Source organism: Hyphomicrobium sp. ghe19 (genome assembly GCF_902712875.1).
Taxonomy (GTDB): Bacteria; Pseudomonadota; Alphaproteobacteria; order Rhizobiales; family Hyphomicrobiaceae; genus Hyphomicrobium_B.
The window spans coordinates 918,637-933,659 of record NZ_LR743509.1; the positions used below are offsets into that span (position 1 = coordinate 918,637).

13 protein-coding genes are annotated in these 15,023 nt (G+C 60.2%); 9 read left to right on the forward strand and 4 right to left on the reverse strand.

Annotated elements, in window-relative coordinates; genetic code table 11:
* Positions 1 to 136 precede the first annotated feature (136 nt).
* The 9 genes from AACL53_RS04330 (at position 137) to AACL53_RS04370 (ending at position 10,939) form a co-directional block, all read left to right on the forward strand.
* On the forward strand, positions 137 to 1,072 hold the full coding sequence (locus tag AACL53_RS04330; protein ID WP_339082846.1) for a hypothetical protein: 936 nt from the start codon (positions 137 to 139) through the stop codon (positions 1,070 to 1,072).
* A gap of 89 nt (positions 1,073 to 1,161) precedes the next feature.
* Positions 1,162 to 2,334 (forward strand): phosphoserine transaminase, encoded by a 1,173-nt coding sequence (locus tag AACL53_RS04335; protein ID WP_339082848.1) that lies wholly within the window; start codon positions 1,162 to 1,164, stop codon positions 2,332 to 2,334.
* 155 nt (positions 2,335 to 2,489) lie between these two features.
* Complete coding sequence (locus AACL53_RS04340; protein WP_339082851.1) at positions 2,490 to 4,178, forward strand: mucoidy inhibitor MuiA family protein; 1,689 nt, start codon at positions 2,490 to 2,492, stop codon at positions 4,176 to 4,178.
* A 98-nt stretch (positions 4,179 to 4,276) separates the two neighbouring features.
* Positions 4,277 to 5,566, forward strand: coding sequence for an adenylosuccinate synthase (locus tag AACL53_RS04345; protein WP_339082854.1), 1,290 nt, complete (start codon positions 4,277 to 4,279; stop codon positions 5,564 to 5,566).
* A gap of 68 nt (positions 5,567 to 5,634) precedes the next feature.
* Entirely contained in the window at positions 5,635 to 6,432 is a 798-nt protein-coding gene (locus tag AACL53_RS04350) for a YdcF family protein (protein ID WP_339082856.1), read from the forward strand.
* A gap of 225 nt (positions 6,433 to 6,657) precedes the next feature.
* Positions 6,658 to 8,481 carry a methanol/ethanol family PQQ-dependent dehydrogenase gene (locus tag AACL53_RS04355; RefSeq protein ID WP_339082858.1) on the forward strand — a complete coding sequence of 608 codons (1,824 nt, stop codon included), beginning with the start codon at positions 6,658 to 6,660 and terminating at the stop codon, positions 8,479 to 8,481.
* Positions 8,462 to 9,274 (forward strand): quinoprotein dehydrogenase-associated putative ABC transporter substrate-binding protein, encoded by an 813-nt coding sequence (locus AACL53_RS04360; protein WP_339082860.1) that lies wholly within the window; start codon positions 8,462 to 8,464, stop codon positions 9,272 to 9,274. The genes AACL53_RS04355 and AACL53_RS04360 overlap by 20 nt, the downstream gene beginning before the upstream one ends.
* Positions 9,275 to 9,279: 5 nt before the next feature.
* Positions 9,280 to 9,780, forward strand: a complete 501-nt coding sequence (locus tag AACL53_RS04365) for a c-type cytochrome (protein ID WP_339082863.1) — start codon at positions 9,280 to 9,282, stop codon at positions 9,778 to 9,780.
* A 334-nt stretch (positions 9,781 to 10,114) separates the two neighbouring features.
* Entirely contained in the window at positions 10,115 to 10,939 is an 825-nt protein-coding gene (locus AACL53_RS04370; RefSeq protein WP_339082865.1) for a hypothetical protein, read from the forward strand.
* An 82-nt stretch (positions 10,940 to 11,021) separates the two neighbouring features.
* Here the strand turns inward: AACL53_RS04370 and AACL53_RS04375 are convergent, their stop codons facing one another.
* From AACL53_RS04375 to AACL53_RS04390, 4 genes are all read right to left on the reverse strand, one after another.
* Entirely contained in the window at positions 11,022 to 11,342 is a 321-nt protein-coding gene (locus AACL53_RS04375) for a hypothetical protein (protein ID WP_339082867.1), read from the reverse strand.
* Positions 11,343 to 11,504: 162 nt separating this feature from the next.
* Complete coding sequence (locus AACL53_RS04380; protein WP_339082869.1) at positions 11,505 to 13,667, reverse strand: DUF1217 domain-containing protein; 2,163 nt, start codon at positions 13,665 to 13,667, stop codon at positions 11,505 to 11,507.
* 186 nt (positions 13,668 to 13,853) lie between these two features.
* Entirely contained in the window at positions 13,854 to 14,375 is a 522-nt protein-coding gene (locus AACL53_RS04385) for a GNAT family N-acetyltransferase (protein WP_339082871.1), read from the reverse strand.
* A gap of 57 nt (positions 14,376 to 14,432) precedes the next feature.
* Entirely contained in the window at positions 14,433 to 14,921 is a 489-nt protein-coding gene (locus AACL53_RS04390; protein ID WP_339082873.1) for an NUDIX domain-containing protein, read from the reverse strand.
* Between the last annotated feature and the right edge of the window lie 102 nt (positions 14,922 to 15,023).

A 15,023-nucleotide genomic window follows, 5' to 3' on the forward strand; every position in this document is an offset into this window, starting at 1 on the left:
CCTCCTTCCCGGGGAGCCCACGGACACCGAGCAGAAGCCGCTGTTCCCTCCTAGGGCTCGGTTAGCGCAAGCGTAGCGTTGAGCAGAGTCTTGAGTGGCGCGCATAGGCATGCGTGCCGACTTTGAGGGATTGAATATGAAACGTGCAAAAGCGTGCATTGCCACGTGCTTTCTGATTGCTGCCGGTGTGGCGCCCGCGATGGCCGCCGACTGGGGCGGCGTCAAGGATATGGGCGGCGGGGTCGCGATACCCGTTCCGGCTCCCGTTCCCGTGCCGACGTATGATGCGGATTCCGATTGGTACGTCGGGTTGACGTTCGGCGGAAACATTTCGCAAAGCGCGTCGGTCAAAGACACGGATATCGATTATCTGGGCAATTCAACCCCCGGATATTTCGCAAAGGACAGCGGCGACCTGCCGATGTCGCCGATTTTTGGTTTGACGTTCGGCCGCTATCTGACGCCGTCTCTGCGGGCCGAAGTCGCGATCGATTACACGCCCAACTACCAGATCTCCAATGATTATAAATTGGGGTATGTGGCTACGAATTCGGCGCCCAACACCACAATTGGCGGCATCGATACAAATGCATACGCGGTCTCGCGTACGGACACCGTGAAACTTTCGCGGACGACCGGCCTCGTCAACCTGATCTACGATTTCAATACCGGAACCCGGTTCACTCCCTACATCGGCGGCGGCGGCGGCTTCTCTTGGCGAAGGCTGCAGAGGTCCTATTCGGAATCGGCGACCTGTATCGGTGGGTCCAACTCCATAGATGGTCCATATACGCCGGCCGGCACCTGCTCAGGTAACAGCTCGCTTCCTCCGAACTCTTCGACGACGGTCGGTTCGACCAGCAAAAACCAGATCAATTTTGCGGCCGCGGTTCAGGCGGGTGTCGCCACGAACCTCACCGAATCCATCATCTGGGACAACGGCTGGCAGATGCTGTGGGAGCAGGGCGGCATCTCGTCCGTCGCGCCATCGGCCTCGGGCGCGAACCAAATCGTCTACAAGGACGCCGTCCTACAGCAGTTCCGCTCCGGCATCCGTATCAAGTTCGATTAGAACGTGCACCCCAAGTGTTGCTTGGTGCCGAAAGGCGGTCGTTCGCGACCGCCTTTTTTCTTGTGCGGCCTCCGTGCTAAGAGCCCCCCATGCCCGAACTCAAAAAGCCACAGAGCAAACCGCAAAGACCATTCTTTTCATCCGGCCCGTGCGTCAAGCGCCCCGGGTGGCGACCGGATGCGTTGGAGGGCGCGCTCGTCGGGCGTTCGCATAGGTCTGCCGATGGTCGCGAGAGATTGAAGCTTGCCGTCGACCGGACGCGGGATATTCTCAACCTGCCGCCCGGTTATGAGGTCGCGATCGTTCCAGGTTCCGATACCGGCGCGTTCGAACTCGCGATGTGGAATCTTTTGGGCGAACGCGGCGCCGATGTCCTGGCGTGGGACGTGTTCGGCCGTAACTGGCTGCGAGACGTAATCGGCGAGTTGAAGCTTCCTGATGTGCGCGCGTTCGAAGGCAATCCTGGGTATCTTCCCGATCTCAGCGTTCTGGATTTTTCGCGCGACGTGCTCTTCACCTGGAACGGCACGACGACGGGCGTGAAGGTGCCGGACGGCAATTGGATTCCCGATGATCGCACCGGCCTCGTGTTTTGCGATGCGACGTCGGCGCTATTCGCGGAAGACATCGACATCGGCAAAGTCGACGTACTGACCTATTCGTGGCAAAAGGCGCTTGGCGGAGAGGGTGCGCACGGCATGCTCGTCCTATCGCCCCGTGCGCTCGACCGCCTCGTTTCCTATCGTCCGCCTTGGCCCATACCGAAGCTTTTCAGGCTGACGAACCATGACGGGATTCTCTGGGACGTCTTTCAGGGCGTGACGATCAATACGCCGTCGATGCTGTGCGTCGAAGATTATCTCGATGCGCTCGCGTGGGCCGCAGGGCTTGGGGGGATCGCCGGAACGATCGCGCGGAGCAAGGCCAGTTCGTCGGTGCTGTACGAGTGGATCGACCGGACACCCTGGGTCGCGCCGCTCGCCGCCGATCCGCGGACGCGCTCGCACACCTCCGTCGCAATGCGATTTGCGGAGCCCGCGCTCGCCGAGGCTTCCGAGGACGTGCGGCTCGATGTCATGCGCGATATGGTGCGACTGCTCGAGGATGAGGGTGCGGCCTTCGATATCGCCGCTTACCGGGGCATGCCGCCGGGGCTTCGCGTCTGGTGCGGCGCTACGGTCGAGGCCGACGATATCGCCGCACTTCTACCGTGGCTCGATTGGGCGTATGCGAAAGTTCGCGCGGGGGCGATCTCGGCCTGAATTCGCTGGAACCCTTCGCGTATTCTGGTTAACACCTGCCCTGTCAATGCCTTTTTATCGCGCTTTGCATCGGCCATAATCGGCCGGGGTCGCACCTCGCCGAGGGCGGTTCATCCGGGCATCGTCAGAATCAAACAACCAAGGGTCACAGCGAGATGCGTTTTGTCTTTGCGGCAGCTTTCCTGGCCGCCACGCCGTTGAGCGCGCTTGCGGCCGACGTCCCTGCGACGTCGGTGGTCGATGACGTCACGGTGTTCCTGTCGGGTGCCGAGGTCACGCGCATCGTCAAGGTGCACATAGATCGGGGCGAGCACACGATCGTCATCGGCGACGTGCCCGCGAGTGCGGTGCCGGGTTCTGTGCGGGTCGAAGGCAAGGCGACGGGGAAGCTCGATATCGGTTCGGTCGATACGGCGCGGAAACTTTTGCAGCGCGCCGAGAGCGAAGCCGCGGACAAGCAGCGCAAGGTTCTCGAAGACTCGCTCCAGGCGCTCAAAGATCAGAAGACGACTGTCGACGCGCAGGCCCAGGCCGCAAAGACGCAAAAGAAGCTCATCGCCAATCTCGCGCAACTTCCGGCGCGTTCTTCCTCGCAATCCGGAGCGGCCGCGACGCCGCTCGATGACTGGCCGAAAGTTCTGGCGCTCATTGCGCAAGCGACTGGTGACGCGAGCAAGCTCGCGCTCGATGCCGAGCAGAAAATTCGTGAGATCGACCGGCAGATTTCCGACGCCGAGAAGCAGCTGGCGGCATTGGCGCCCGCACGGACAGAACAGACCGAAGTGCGCGTTCACGTCGTTGCGCAAACGCCTCTCGAAGCAGATTTGAGCGTTCGCTATCAGGTTCCGGATGCGCATTGGGCGCCCCTGTACGACGCGCGACTAGAGACGGGTACGAAAACGGAGCCGCCGAAGCTATCCCTCGACCGGCGCGCCGCGATTACGCAGCGTTCGGGAGAAAATTGGGACAACGTTGCGCTCAAACTTTCGACGTCGCGGCCAAGCGACAGCTCGTCGGCGCCGTACCTCGAAACGCAATTCGTGGATTTCGAACAGGCGCCGAAGCCGGTGGCTGCTGCTGCGCCTGCTCCTTTTCCTGAGCAGCGCCTGATGGCGAAGCAACGCAATATCGCTGCGGCGGACGCGCTCGGCGGCGAGCTTGCGCAGGCGGCGCCCGAAGCCGTCAACGTAGAAGAAACTGTCGCGCAGTTGCAAAGCGCGCCGTTCGAGGCGACGTTCGAGGTTCCCGGGAGGGCGAGCGTTGCTGGAACCGGTGAAGCCAAGCGCGTGCTTCTCGTGTCTGAGGCGTTCGAGCCGGCGTTGAGCTGCCGTGCCGTGCCAAAGGTCGATACCAGCGCCTACCTTTATGCGAAGCTGAAGCTCGCCAAGGGCACGCCTCTGTTGCCCGGCACCGTTTATCTGTTCCGCGACGGCACGTTTGTCGGTACCGGAGATTTGCCCCTTCTCAGTCCGGGGAGCGAACATGATATCGGCTTCGGCATCGACGATCAGGTGAAGATCAAACATGCGGTGCTGGAAGAGAAGCGCGGCGAGAGCGGGCTCATATCGACGTCGCACATCGATAGCCGGAACTTCCGCGTCAATGTAAAGAACATGCACGAGCGCGCGATGGATGTGACAATTCTCGACCGCATTCCGGTCGGGCAGAACGACGAGATCAAGGTCGATCTTACGGGCCGCGTTTCGCCGACTATTCAGAATGTCGACGATAAGCGCGGTATCATCGCGTTCCAGGCCAAGCTCGAGCCGGACGAGGAAAAAATTCTTGAGTACGGCTATCGCGTGTCCTGGCCGGCGGCGAAGTCGATCGTCTACGGCCCCTGAGGCTGCAGGCCAAATCTTGAGTTTAAGCTAGCGGACTTGCCGCGGGGCCCTGGCCGATGCCGGGGCCAAATCATGAGAAGGTGAGAAGGTTCAAGTTAATGGCAAACGTCGTGGTGGTCGGAGCCCAATGGGGAGACGAGGGCAAAGGCAAGATCGTTGATTGGCTGTCGGAGCGTGCCGACGTCGTGGTTCGTTTCCAGGGCGGTCATAACGCCGGGCACACGCTCGTCATCGGCGGCAAGACATTCAAGCTCTCGCTGTTGCCTTCGGGCGTCGTGCGGCCGGACAAGCTGTCGGTCATCGGCAACGGCGTCGTCGTCGATCCGTGGGCGTTGACGGACGAGATCGCGCGGCTGACGCAGCAGGGCATCAAGATCACGCCCGAAAATCTGCGCATCGCCGAGAATGCGACGCTCATTCTTCCTTTGCACCGCGAGCTCGATGTCCTTCGCGAGGCGGCGGCCGGCACGGAGAAAATCGGCACCACGGGGCGGGGCATCGGACCCGCCTATGAAGACAAGGTCGGCCGTCGTGCGATCCGCCTGCAGGATCTCGCATCGCCCGCGACGCTCGGGGCAAAAATCGACCGGGCGCTCGCGCACCATAACGCGCTTCGCCGCGGCCTCGGCCAGCCCGAAGTCGTCAAGGATGAGCTCATGGCGGAGCTGATCGCCATCGCGCCGAAAGTTCTGCCGTACGCCGACGTATCGTGGGAATTGCTTGATCAGGCACGGCGGCAGGGCAAGCGCATCCTGTTCGAGGGCGCGCAGGGGGCTTTGCTCGACGTCGATCACGGGACTTATCCTTTCGTCACGTCATCGAACACGGTTGCGGCGCAAGCGGCGACCGGCTCGGGCATCGGTCCGGGCCACGTCGGTTACGTGCTCGGGATCGCGAAGGCTTACACGACGCGCGTCGGGTCTGGTCCGTTCCCGACCGAGCTTCTGGATGCGCTCGGTGAAAAAATCGGCGAGCGCGGGCGCGAGTTCGGCACCGTCACGGGGCGTAAGCGGCGCTGCGGGTGGTTCGATAGCGTGCTCGTGCGTCAGGTAGCGAAGGTTTCGGGCATCGACGGCATTGCGTTGACCAAGCTCGACGTTCTCGACGGTTTCGAAACGATCCGCATCTGCGTGGGCTACAAGCTCAATGGTGAGCGTATCGATCGCCTGCCGGCAAGTTCGTCGGCGCAGGCCGTCGTCGAGCCGATCTATGAGGATTTCGAGGGCTGGTCGCAATCGACGCAAGGTGCGCGGCGGTGGGCCGATCTTCCGGCGCAGGCCGTGAAGTACGTTCGCCGCGTCGAGGAGCTGATCGAATGTCCGGTCACGCTGCTGTCGACGAGCCCGGAGCGTGACGACACGATCCTGATGAAAGATCCTTTCGTCTGAGGCTGAGAGGTGGTGAGGAGCCTAGGCACCGGGGTCTAGGCTCGACGGTCGAGGGTTAGGGGACTGCAGTGTTTTTCATTGCGTCGAAGGTCATCTACTTCTGTATCCAGCCTTCGAGCCTCGCGTTCCTCGCGCTAGCCGGCGGGTTCCTTTTTCTTCAATTCAAGCGTCCGAAGCCGGGAGCATTTTTGCTGCTTCTCGGCTTCGGGATCATCGTTCTCTTTGGCATCCTGCCGGGCGGCAATATTCTTGTCCTGCCGTTGGAGCAGCGATTTGCAACGCGGGTGATGGACATTCCGCAGGAGAAGATCAGCGGCATCATTCTCTTAGGCGGTTTTGAAGACGGTGCGCTCACGGACAGCCGAGGCGGCTTGGCGCTGAATGATTCCGCGGAGCGATTGACCGAGACGGTGCGCCTCGCTCACGCGCTGCCCGATGCGAAGGTTATCTTCACGGGCGGCAGCGGATCTCTTTTCGGCGGCGAGGGCATGGGCTCCGTCATCGCGAAGTACTTCATCGATACCGGCATCGAGGCAAGCCGCATCGTCATCGAGAACAACTCGCGGAATACGTACGAGAACGCGATGTTCACGAAGGCGCTCGTCAAACCCCAATCGTCAGATAAGTGGCTTCTCGTCACGTCGGCTTTCCATATGCCGCGTGCGGTGGGCGTTTTTCGGAAGGCCGGATTCGATGTCCTGCCTTATCCCGTCGATTTCCGCACGCGCGGCAGGCGGGATGCCATTCGCCCGTTCGACAGTATTTCCGCTGGATTGGCGCGCACAGATCTCGCGGCCAAAGAGTGGATTGGATTGCTTGCGTACTGGGCGTCAGGGCGAACCGCGTCCCTCTTTCCCGGGCCTTGATCGAGTGCGATCGCAAGCCGTGTTTCTCGGACGCCGGACAGTTGTTGTCTTCCGCTTAACGGTAGACCGTTTGGCCTTTCGCAAAGGGATCTGATGCCTGGAACCTGAATTGACGCGACAGGTTGTGGCACTCAGAGGGTGCCGTTGACGCTGTGAGCGTGAATTTTGGCGTCTTACGCGTTGTTCTTTCGGCACCGGCCAGGCCCAACATTTGGGGATACGCCGATGCTCAATTTCAAGCAGTACAAGTTATTATTTTTTAGCTTGCCGCTTTTTGCAATTTGTTCTCTTCCCGCATCCGCTCAAACTTTAGCCCAGCAAAACATATCGCCACCCAAAGCTCCGGCCTTTGCGACAGCCGGTGGAAACGAGTGGCAGATGCCGGGCGCCAATACCGGTTTGACGCGCTACAGCTCGCTCAACGACATCAACACCGAGAACGTATCGAGACTTCAACCGACGTTTACCTTCTCGATGGGTGTGGACCGGGGTGAAGAATCGGCGCCGCTCGTCGTCGGCAGCACGCTTTACGTCGTCACTCCCTATCCGAATATCATCTATGCGCTGGATCTCTCGAAGCCCGGCGCGCCGCTGAAATGGAAATATGAGCCGCATCCGCTCGCCGCTTCGCAGGGCGTCGCCTGTTGCGACGTCGTCAATCGCGGCGTGTCTTTCGCCAACGGCCGGCTCTTCTTGAATACGCTGGACGGCAATACCGTCGCCGTCGATGCCAACACGGGCGCCGAGATATGGCGTACAAAGATGGGCAACATCAACGAGGGCGAGACGATGACGATGGCGCCGCTCGTCGCTAAGGACAAAGTCATCGTTGGCGACTCCGGCGGCGAGATGGGCGTGCGCGGCTGGATCGCGGCGCTCGATCAGGGCTCGGGAAAGGTTTTGTGGAAAGCCTTCAGCACGGGGCCCGACAAGGATGTTTTGATCGGGACGGGATTCAATTCGTTCTATCCGCAATTCCAGGGCAAGGATCTCGGCGTCGCGACGTGGCCGCCCGGTATGTGGGAGCAAGGCGGCGGCACGGTCTGGGGTTGGGTTTCCTACGATCCTGAACTCAACATGATCTATTACGGCACGTCCAATCCGGGTCCGTGGAATTCGTCGATGCGCCCTGGCGACAATCTCTGGACTGCCGGGATTTTTGCACGCGATGCCGATACGGGGCAGGCGCGCTGGTTTTATCAGCTCAGCCCGCACGACGTCTCGGACTATGACGCGGTCAACGAATGCATCCTCCTGGATATGAATTGGAACGGCAAGCAGCGTAAGGTCCTCGTTCATCCGGACCGCAATGGCTACGTCTACATTATCGATCGCGAGAAGGGAGAAGTTCTCGCGGCGACTCCGTTCGTGCCGATCACCAGCAGCCAGACGGTCGATATGATGTCGGGCCGCTTGATTTATAATCAGGCCAAGACGCCGAAGGTCGATCAGGAAACGACGGATATCTGCCCGGCGCCGCCCGGCGGCAAGGATTGGCAGCCGTCGTCATTCTCGGAGCAGACCGGCCTTCTCTATATTCCGCACAACAATCTTTGCATGGATATCACCGAGAGAGACGTCGGCTATATCGCGGCCACGCCTTACGTCGGCGCCGACGTACATATGAAGGCCGGTCCCGGCGGTCACCGCGGCGAGATGACGGCGTGGGACGTTCAGGCGGGCAAGGCGGTCTGGAAAATCAACGAGTCGTTTCCAGTATGGAGCGGCGCGCTCGCGACTGCAGGCGGCGTCGTCTTCTATGGAACGATGGAAGGCTGGTTCAAAGCCGTCGATGCGAAGACCGGTGCTCTCCTCTGGCAGTACAAGACGGGGTCCGGAATCATCGGTCAGCCGACGACGTGGCGGGGTCCCGACGGCAAGCAATACGTTTCCATTCTGTCGGGTGTCGGCGGCTGGGCCGGAGCGATCGTTGCCGGCGGATTGGATAAGCGCGATGGCACCGCCGCGCTCGGCTTCGTCAATGCCGTCAAGGATCTTCCTGAGCATACGACCAAGGGAGGGTCGCTCTATGTCTTCTCGGTTCAATAGAGCGTTCTTCCTTGCAATCGGCATTGTAGCTCTTTCTGCCGCTCCCTCGCATGCGCGCGAATTGAAGTTCTGTGCCGATCCTAACAACATGCCGTTCTCGAACGATCGGGGTGAAGGTTTCGAAAATCGGATCGCGACGCTTATCGCGGACGACATGGGAGCGACAGCGACGTTCGTCTGGATGCCGCAGTGGCGCGGTTTCATCCGAAAAGGTCTTGGCGCGGGGCTTTGTGATGTCGTTCCCGGCGTGCCCGTCGACTTTCATCGCGTGCGCCCGACGAAGCCCTATTACACGGCGAGCTACGCGTTCGTTCAGCCTGCGGGGACCTCTGCTCCGATAACGTCGTTCGACGACGCAAACTTGCGCGGTAAACGCATCGGCGTTCAGCTCGTTGGTAACGATGGCGCGAATACGCCGCCGATGACGGAGCTTGCGCGCCGCGGCATCACGAACGGCATCAAAGGATACATGGTGTTTGGTGACTGGTCGAAGCCCGACCCGCTTCTTCCGGTCGTGGAAGGCATCGCGCGCGGCGATGTCGATATCTCAGTCGTGTGGGGGCCTGTCGCGGATTATTACGCGGCCCGGCAGACGCCGCCGTTGCGGGTCATCCACATCAGCGACGTTCCGGACATGACGTTTTCTATTTCGATGGGCGTGCGGAAACCCGATGCGGCGCTTGCCGAGGAGATCAATCGTTCTCTCGACAGGCGGCAAGCGGACATTCGCGACATTCTCGCGGATTATCACATTCATACTTCTGCAATGAAGAAATCCGCAGCGGCGGAGTGATTCCGATGAAACGATTTCTACCCTATCTGAGCTTTGCGCTTCTCTTTCCGCTTCTAGCGGGCATCTTGCTTGCGGGGTACGGGTCTCGAGCAGCAGACGACAAACCGGCATACAAGCAGCCGGCGAATCCCGAGCCGCAAGTTTCATTGGTTCCACTTGCGCCCGGAGGTGGAGAGCCTATCGCGCAGACGAGCGCCGAAGGCCGCAAAATGCAGAACGATCCAGCGGCAATCGAGAAAGGCAAAGCTCTCTACTCGGCGATGAATTGCGTCGGCTGCCATGCCAATGGCGGCGGCGGCATGGGCCCGGCATTGATGGACAAGATCTGGATCTATGGCGGGTCGATCGAGAATATCGCGGCATCCATCCGCGAGGGGCGGCCGAACGGGATGCCGTCGTTCCGCGGATTTTTGCCCGACGAGCAGGTTTGGGAGGTCGCGGCGTTCGTGCGCTCGCTTTCAGTTCCCGTCGCAGGGACCGCATCGGATACCAAACAGGCGAAGTAGACAGGTGAAGTAGAGGGGGCCCCTCCGGCGGCGAGCACATTCGCCGTCGCGTAGCCCATTGAGTTATCTCAGCTCCTTCAGAGAAGGCCGAGGCGCAGCGCGGCTTCCATTCCATAGAATGAGCTTAAGATTTCAGGAACGGCGTTCGACGCTCGCGGGGGGCGCTTCCGCCCGCCCGTTGTTTCGGAACAAACCTCCATCGGACCGGGTTGAAGGACCGGCATTATGTGAGGAGACGTGCAGTGCACGAGATCATTTATCTGATCGGACTGATCGTGGTCATTTCGTTTCTTCTGGGCCTTTTGGGTTTTAGATGATCGATGGAGATGCCACGATGGTAGAAGTTATCGATATGCGTGACACTCCCCCGTTTCTCAGCTGGCGGGGTATTCTGGCGGGTGCGGTTGCCGGGTCGGCGCTATCCTTCGTGTTGATGTCGCTTGGCGTCGCGGGAGGCCTTTCGCTCTTATCTCCTTGGCCCGGGCAATCCCATGGTGGACTTGCTTTGTCAGTCGCTGCGGCTTGGGCGCTCATCGTAACTATAGCGTCGTTTCTGGTCGCTGGGTTCGTGGCTGCTCGTGTGCGTCCACGCATCAGCGATGTGCCACCGGACGAAGTTGAATTTCGCGACGGGCTTCAGGGTCTCGTGACTTGGGGTGTGTGCGTACTGTTCGGCGGATTGATCGCGGCAGGGATCGGTTCGGCCGCGCTCCACGCCGGATCGTCGGCTATCTCAAAATTCTCAAGTGCTTCCTCCAGCCCATTGTCGGCCATCGTTTCTACGCTCGCGACTCCGCCGGAAGGAAAGCCGGTTACGAACGTGCAGCTTCTCACCCCGGAGGAGGAAAAGACGATCGAGGCGGTGTTCATGAGGTCGTTCGGTAACGAGCATCTTGCGCCAGCCGATCGAACCCTCGTCTCGTCGATCGTTGCGGCGAAGGCGGGTATCCCCATTGCGGAGGCGCAAACGCGCATAGATCAGGCTTACACCGACGCGATCGCCGCGCTCGACAAGGCGAAAAAGGCGACGGAGCTTTCGGGGCTTCTGACTGGAATAGGACTTCTTATCGGGCTTTGCGCAGCTTGGTACGGCGGTGTCCGCGGTGGCAATAGCCGCGATACCAACGTTCCGGCGCGATTTCGATTTCGAGCATTCTGATTGCTACGCGCTTGCTTGACTAGAGACGTGAGGGAACTCACGTCTCTTTTTCGTTCACGCCCATTTCGTTTGCGCGGGGGGCTCAGTCCGTCTCGTTCAGGATGATGTACGGCCGGCGCCTCGGCGTCGGCAACGTCGGCAGCGGCGGGCCGAACACCGGCTGTCTCAGTGTCCAATTGGGTCCAGCTGTGCCGGCGGTACTGGGCGAGTGACCGTTCCACGCCGAGTCTGGAAGCAGGAAGTCGTCGGCCGGGAACGTCGGACCCCTTCGATCGACAGGAGCCCATGCTACGCCGCAGCATGCGGTTCTCGGCCCGGACTGGGAGCGATAGCCGGCTGACGCGGCTCCAGCCGCGAACAGTGCGGCTGCCGTGGCAAGTGAGGTGAAAGCAAAAGATCTCATCGCGTGGTCCTTCGCATCGGAGCCCGGCGTCGAGGAAGACGCATTTTCCCTGCTGCGGACGTTAATCCTGCCGATCAACAACTAAAAGACCGTTTAACCGGATCCTTCAGTCTGCTGCATTAATGGCACAAAAAGCGATGGGAGCGGCGTAAGGAGAGCGATTTATACCGTGATCGGGTTAATCGTTATGATCCCGTTGGAGCTCGAATTTCCTTGGAGGATCTGAAGGATGGGGGACTGGCTGGTATCGGCATTCTGCGAATCGTAGAGCGCCGCGAACTTAGCGATGAGCTTGTTCAATTTCGCCGGGTCCTGGAGATCAGCCAGATTGAGCCTATTGGTTATCATCTTCGCCTGGGTGTCGATATCGGCGGCCGACATCAGCGAGGATAGGCCGAGGGCTGTCTGGGCGAACTGCACGAGGGCCTTATCGGCAAGGATCTGGTAGGGCGAGGTGATATCCGCAGCTTTCCTCTGGAAATAAAGCGCGAGGCGAACGCCGTCACTCTGGCCGCCGGCCTGCGATTCCATCGTCTGCTGGAGGTAGCCGTCAGCGGTCGCAATGAGCTGGCTGCGGTATTGCGCTTCCCCCGCCGGAACGGTGAGGGTCTTGCCGTCGGTTCCGAAGTTGAATGCCAAGGCCAGCGGGCGATACTTAGAATTTTCGGTCTTGTTGATATAGCTCTTTGGATCCAATGGATCGCTCGTCAGGATGGTGCGCAAATCGCTCGTCGATAGTTTCGCATCCTTCAGCCCGTATGCGCTGAGCATGAAATTCACGAGCTTCGTATCTTTTAGAAGAGCATCGACGTTGTTGATCGTGGCGATCGTCGTTGCGTAGTAATTGCTATCGGCCTCGGCCTGATCCAGCGCGGCCGTCGATGTGTCGGATTGCGTCATATAGAGTTTGACGGTCGCGGTTAGATTTGAATCCGTCTGGGCGACCGCCGCGGTCTTGGCCTTGCCGTTCGAGTCAAAGTTGAATGCCGACGCCATCGCGATGTAGGCGGGATTATGCGACTGGTTCGCGAAGCTGTTTGGGTCGCTCGGGTCGCTCTGCAAGATCTTGGTGACGGTGTATTTCGTCGTCTTCAGAGGATCTAGTCCGTAGGCGGAGAGGATGAAGTTGTAAGCCGAGCTGTTCAACAAATCCTGGACGCTGGAAATACCTGCGATCGCGTCCTTGTAAGCCGCGGTGGCCGTGTTGTTCGATGCTGTCTGGGCAGCATTGTAATTGGTCGAATAGGAAGCCAACAGGCTGCTGACTTGTGCCGATGTTTGCGCCGCACCGTCTTTGACCGACCCGTCGGCGTTGAAGCTGAACATCGCTGCCAGCTTCTTGAACGCCGCGTTGGTCTGCTGATTTGCGACGCTGTTCGGGTCGGAGAGATCGCTCGTCAGGATCTGGCGCAGCAGCGTTTTCGATTGAGTGTTGGGATTGAGACCAACGGACGTGACCGCGACGTCAAACAAGGTGTTGTTTGCCAAGAGGTCGTCGACGGACGTCACGCTTGAAATGGCAGAATTATAATACTGCGTTTTGAATGCCGCCGCCGACGAGGTCGCGTTTGTTCCGGTGGCGTTGAAGTACTGAGAGACCGTGGAGACGATGTTTCTGTCAGACTGGGCGGTCCCGTTGACGCTGCCGTCGGTCGCGAAGTTGAAGGCGGACGCGAGAAGCTTAAAATTGGGGTTCGAATTCGCAAGCGTATTGGCGGCGCTGTTCGGATCGGACAGATCGCTCGTCAGAGCGGCTCTGATCGCTGCGGTAGACGTGGTGCTCGGGTTCAGGCCGTAGGCGGTCACGGCGAAGTTGAGCAACCGCGGGTTCGCGATCAACTGATCCACGGATGTTATATTGCGGATGGCCGCTTGGTAATACGTCGCTTCGGTCGAGGCGGCGTTGCCTTTGTTGACCTGCTGCTGCGTGTACAGGCCGATCGTATCGTTCTCTTCGCTGGAATTCTGCGCGAGGGTCGGCTGGGTCGCGAGCTTGCCGTCGGTCGAAAACTGGAAAGCCTTCGCGAACTCCAAAAATCGCGGATCGGTGAGCTTATTGACGAAACTTTTGCTGTCAGTGAGGTCGCTGGTCAGGACCTTCTGCATGAAGGCCTTGGCGTACGTCATATCGCTTAGGCCGTATGCCGTCATGGCGTAGCTGAAAAGGCGCGGATTGTTCAGGAACTCATCGACCGTCTTCACCTTGTCGATGTTGGCCTGATAATATTTCGCGGCGTTCGAAACGTCGCTCTGGGCTGAAATACGCGAAAGCGATTTTGGCAAGTCCGCGGCGTAGGTCCGGTAGAGGAGATACGTTGAGATCATCGCGGGCTTTCGGTTTCAATCGACTCGAATTGGTTAGACAGGAATCTCACAGCTCAACCGGCATGCCAAGGCCCCGCGATCTGTCGTTGGATACAACTCGTGTGTCACCGGCAGCCGCGATAGGCCGCCTGGAAGATGGTCGACAGATCCAGGTTACGATGACGTTACCGCAGCGGCTCGCCGGGCTTAAAAGTCCAGCGTTTCGACGGGCGGCTCGGCGATCACGAGTCCGCGGTAGCCGGCAAGCGTGCCAGGCTCCAGTTCGTGCGCCAAAATGCGGAACGGATCGACGGGGCCAGGAAATACGATCTGGCCGGGCGGCACGGCTGCGAAGCCGAAGCGGCCATAGTAGGGAGAATCTCCGACGAGGATGACGACCTTGGCGCCGCCGCTCCGCGCAGCTTCGAGGCCCGCCGTCATCAGCTTGCTGCCCAGACCAAAGCTCCGGTGATGGGCGTCGACCGCAACGGGCCCGAGCAGAACCGCTCCTTTGGCGCCGCCGATCGTGATCTCCGTCGTTCGAATCGATGCCACGATCTCGTTGCCGATCGAGGCGACGAGGCAGAACCGCGATAGATGCCCTTTTCCTTCGCGCACCCGATAGGCGGACCGAGCAAAGCGTCCGGGCCCGAAAACCCGCGCATGCAGCTTCGATATCTCGGCGATATCGTCGGGGCGTGCTTTACGAATGACGATAGAAGGGGACATGCGCGGACTTCTAAGCAGCTCGAGGAAGCCGGCAACATCCGGCAGGCGGGGCTTCTATCACACTTGGGAAATTGTGCGACCCTCATGCGAGCGACGAATTCGCTCCGCCGTCATCGGCGGGAGGCCGGCGGGCAGGGAGCCGAGCGGGAAGAAGTTCATTGCCGGCGTGCTGGGGGGCGAGAGCCGCCGCCAATCGCGGACGACGTACAATCCCGTTTGGCCTCGCTCGCCCGTCGGACTTATCTGGCCAGTCCGGCGGTCCCGGCTTGCGGAATAAAATCCGCGCAATTCCGGCTTCGTATTAACCTCGATGCCTGCAATGTCGCGCAGGCCGCGGCGCACCGCGGTCTCGAGGGTCTCGCCGTTCCGGGTGGTCGTTCCAGGCAGGCTCCAGCCGCCGCTCTCGTCTTGGCGCACCAGCAGCGTCCGGCCCGCGTCGTCTATGACACACGCCTCGACGGACAAATATACGCCGCGCGTCAATCGCCAGTATTGCTGGAAAGCACGGGCGACGAGGGGGCCCAGCAGAAATCTATCTTCCCTCAACGTCGAAATCTCCATTGCGTAGCGGCCGTTCGCTTTTCTCTTGGGCGCTGGGCATTTGCTAGTTAGCACGGTGTGCTAGAGTGTGCGTCCCGCAGCTCACCC

Bases quoted from the DNA above. Each gene is read 5' to 3' on its own strand.
- AACL53_RS04340 (WP_339082851.1), top strand. From the start codon at position 2,490: ATGCGTTTTGTCTTTGCGGCAGCTTTCCTGGCCGCCACGCCGTTGAGC.
- AACL53_RS04335 (WP_339082848.1), top strand. From the start codon at position 1,162: ATGCCCGAACTCAAAAAGCCACAGAGCAAACCGCAAAGACCATTCTTT.
- AACL53_RS04330 (WP_339082846.1), top strand. From the start codon at position 137: ATGAAACGTGCAAAAGCGTGCATTGCCACGTGCTTTCTGATTGCTGCC.
- AACL53_RS04370 (WP_339082865.1), top strand. From the start codon at position 10,115: ATGGTAGAAGTTATCGATATGCGTGACACTCCCCCGTTTCTCAGCTGG.
- AACL53_RS04385 (WP_339082871.1), bottom strand. From the start codon at position 14,375: ATGTCCCCTTCTATCGTCATTCGTAAAGCACGCCCCGACGATATCGCC.
- AACL53_RS04355 (WP_339082858.1), top strand. From the start codon at position 6,658: ATGCTCAATTTCAAGCAGTACAAGTTATTATTTTTTAGCTTGCCGCTT.
- AACL53_RS04360 (WP_339082860.1), top strand. From the start codon at position 8,462: ATGTCTTCTCGGTTCAATAGAGCGTTCTTCCTTGCAATCGGCATTGTA.
- AACL53_RS04365 (WP_339082863.1), top strand. From the start codon at position 9,280: ATGAAACGATTTCTACCCTATCTGAGCTTTGCGCTTCTCTTTCCGCTT.
- AACL53_RS04380 (WP_339082869.1), bottom strand. From the start codon at position 13,667: ATGATCTCAACGTATCTCCTCTACCGGACCTACGCCGCGGACTTGCCA.
- AACL53_RS04375 (WP_339082867.1), bottom strand. From the start codon at position 11,342: ATGAGATCTTTTGCTTTCACCTCACTTGCCACGGCAGCCGCACTGTTC.
- AACL53_RS04345 (WP_339082854.1), top strand. From the start codon at position 4,277: ATGGCAAACGTCGTGGTGGTCGGAGCCCAATGGGGAGACGAGGGCAAA.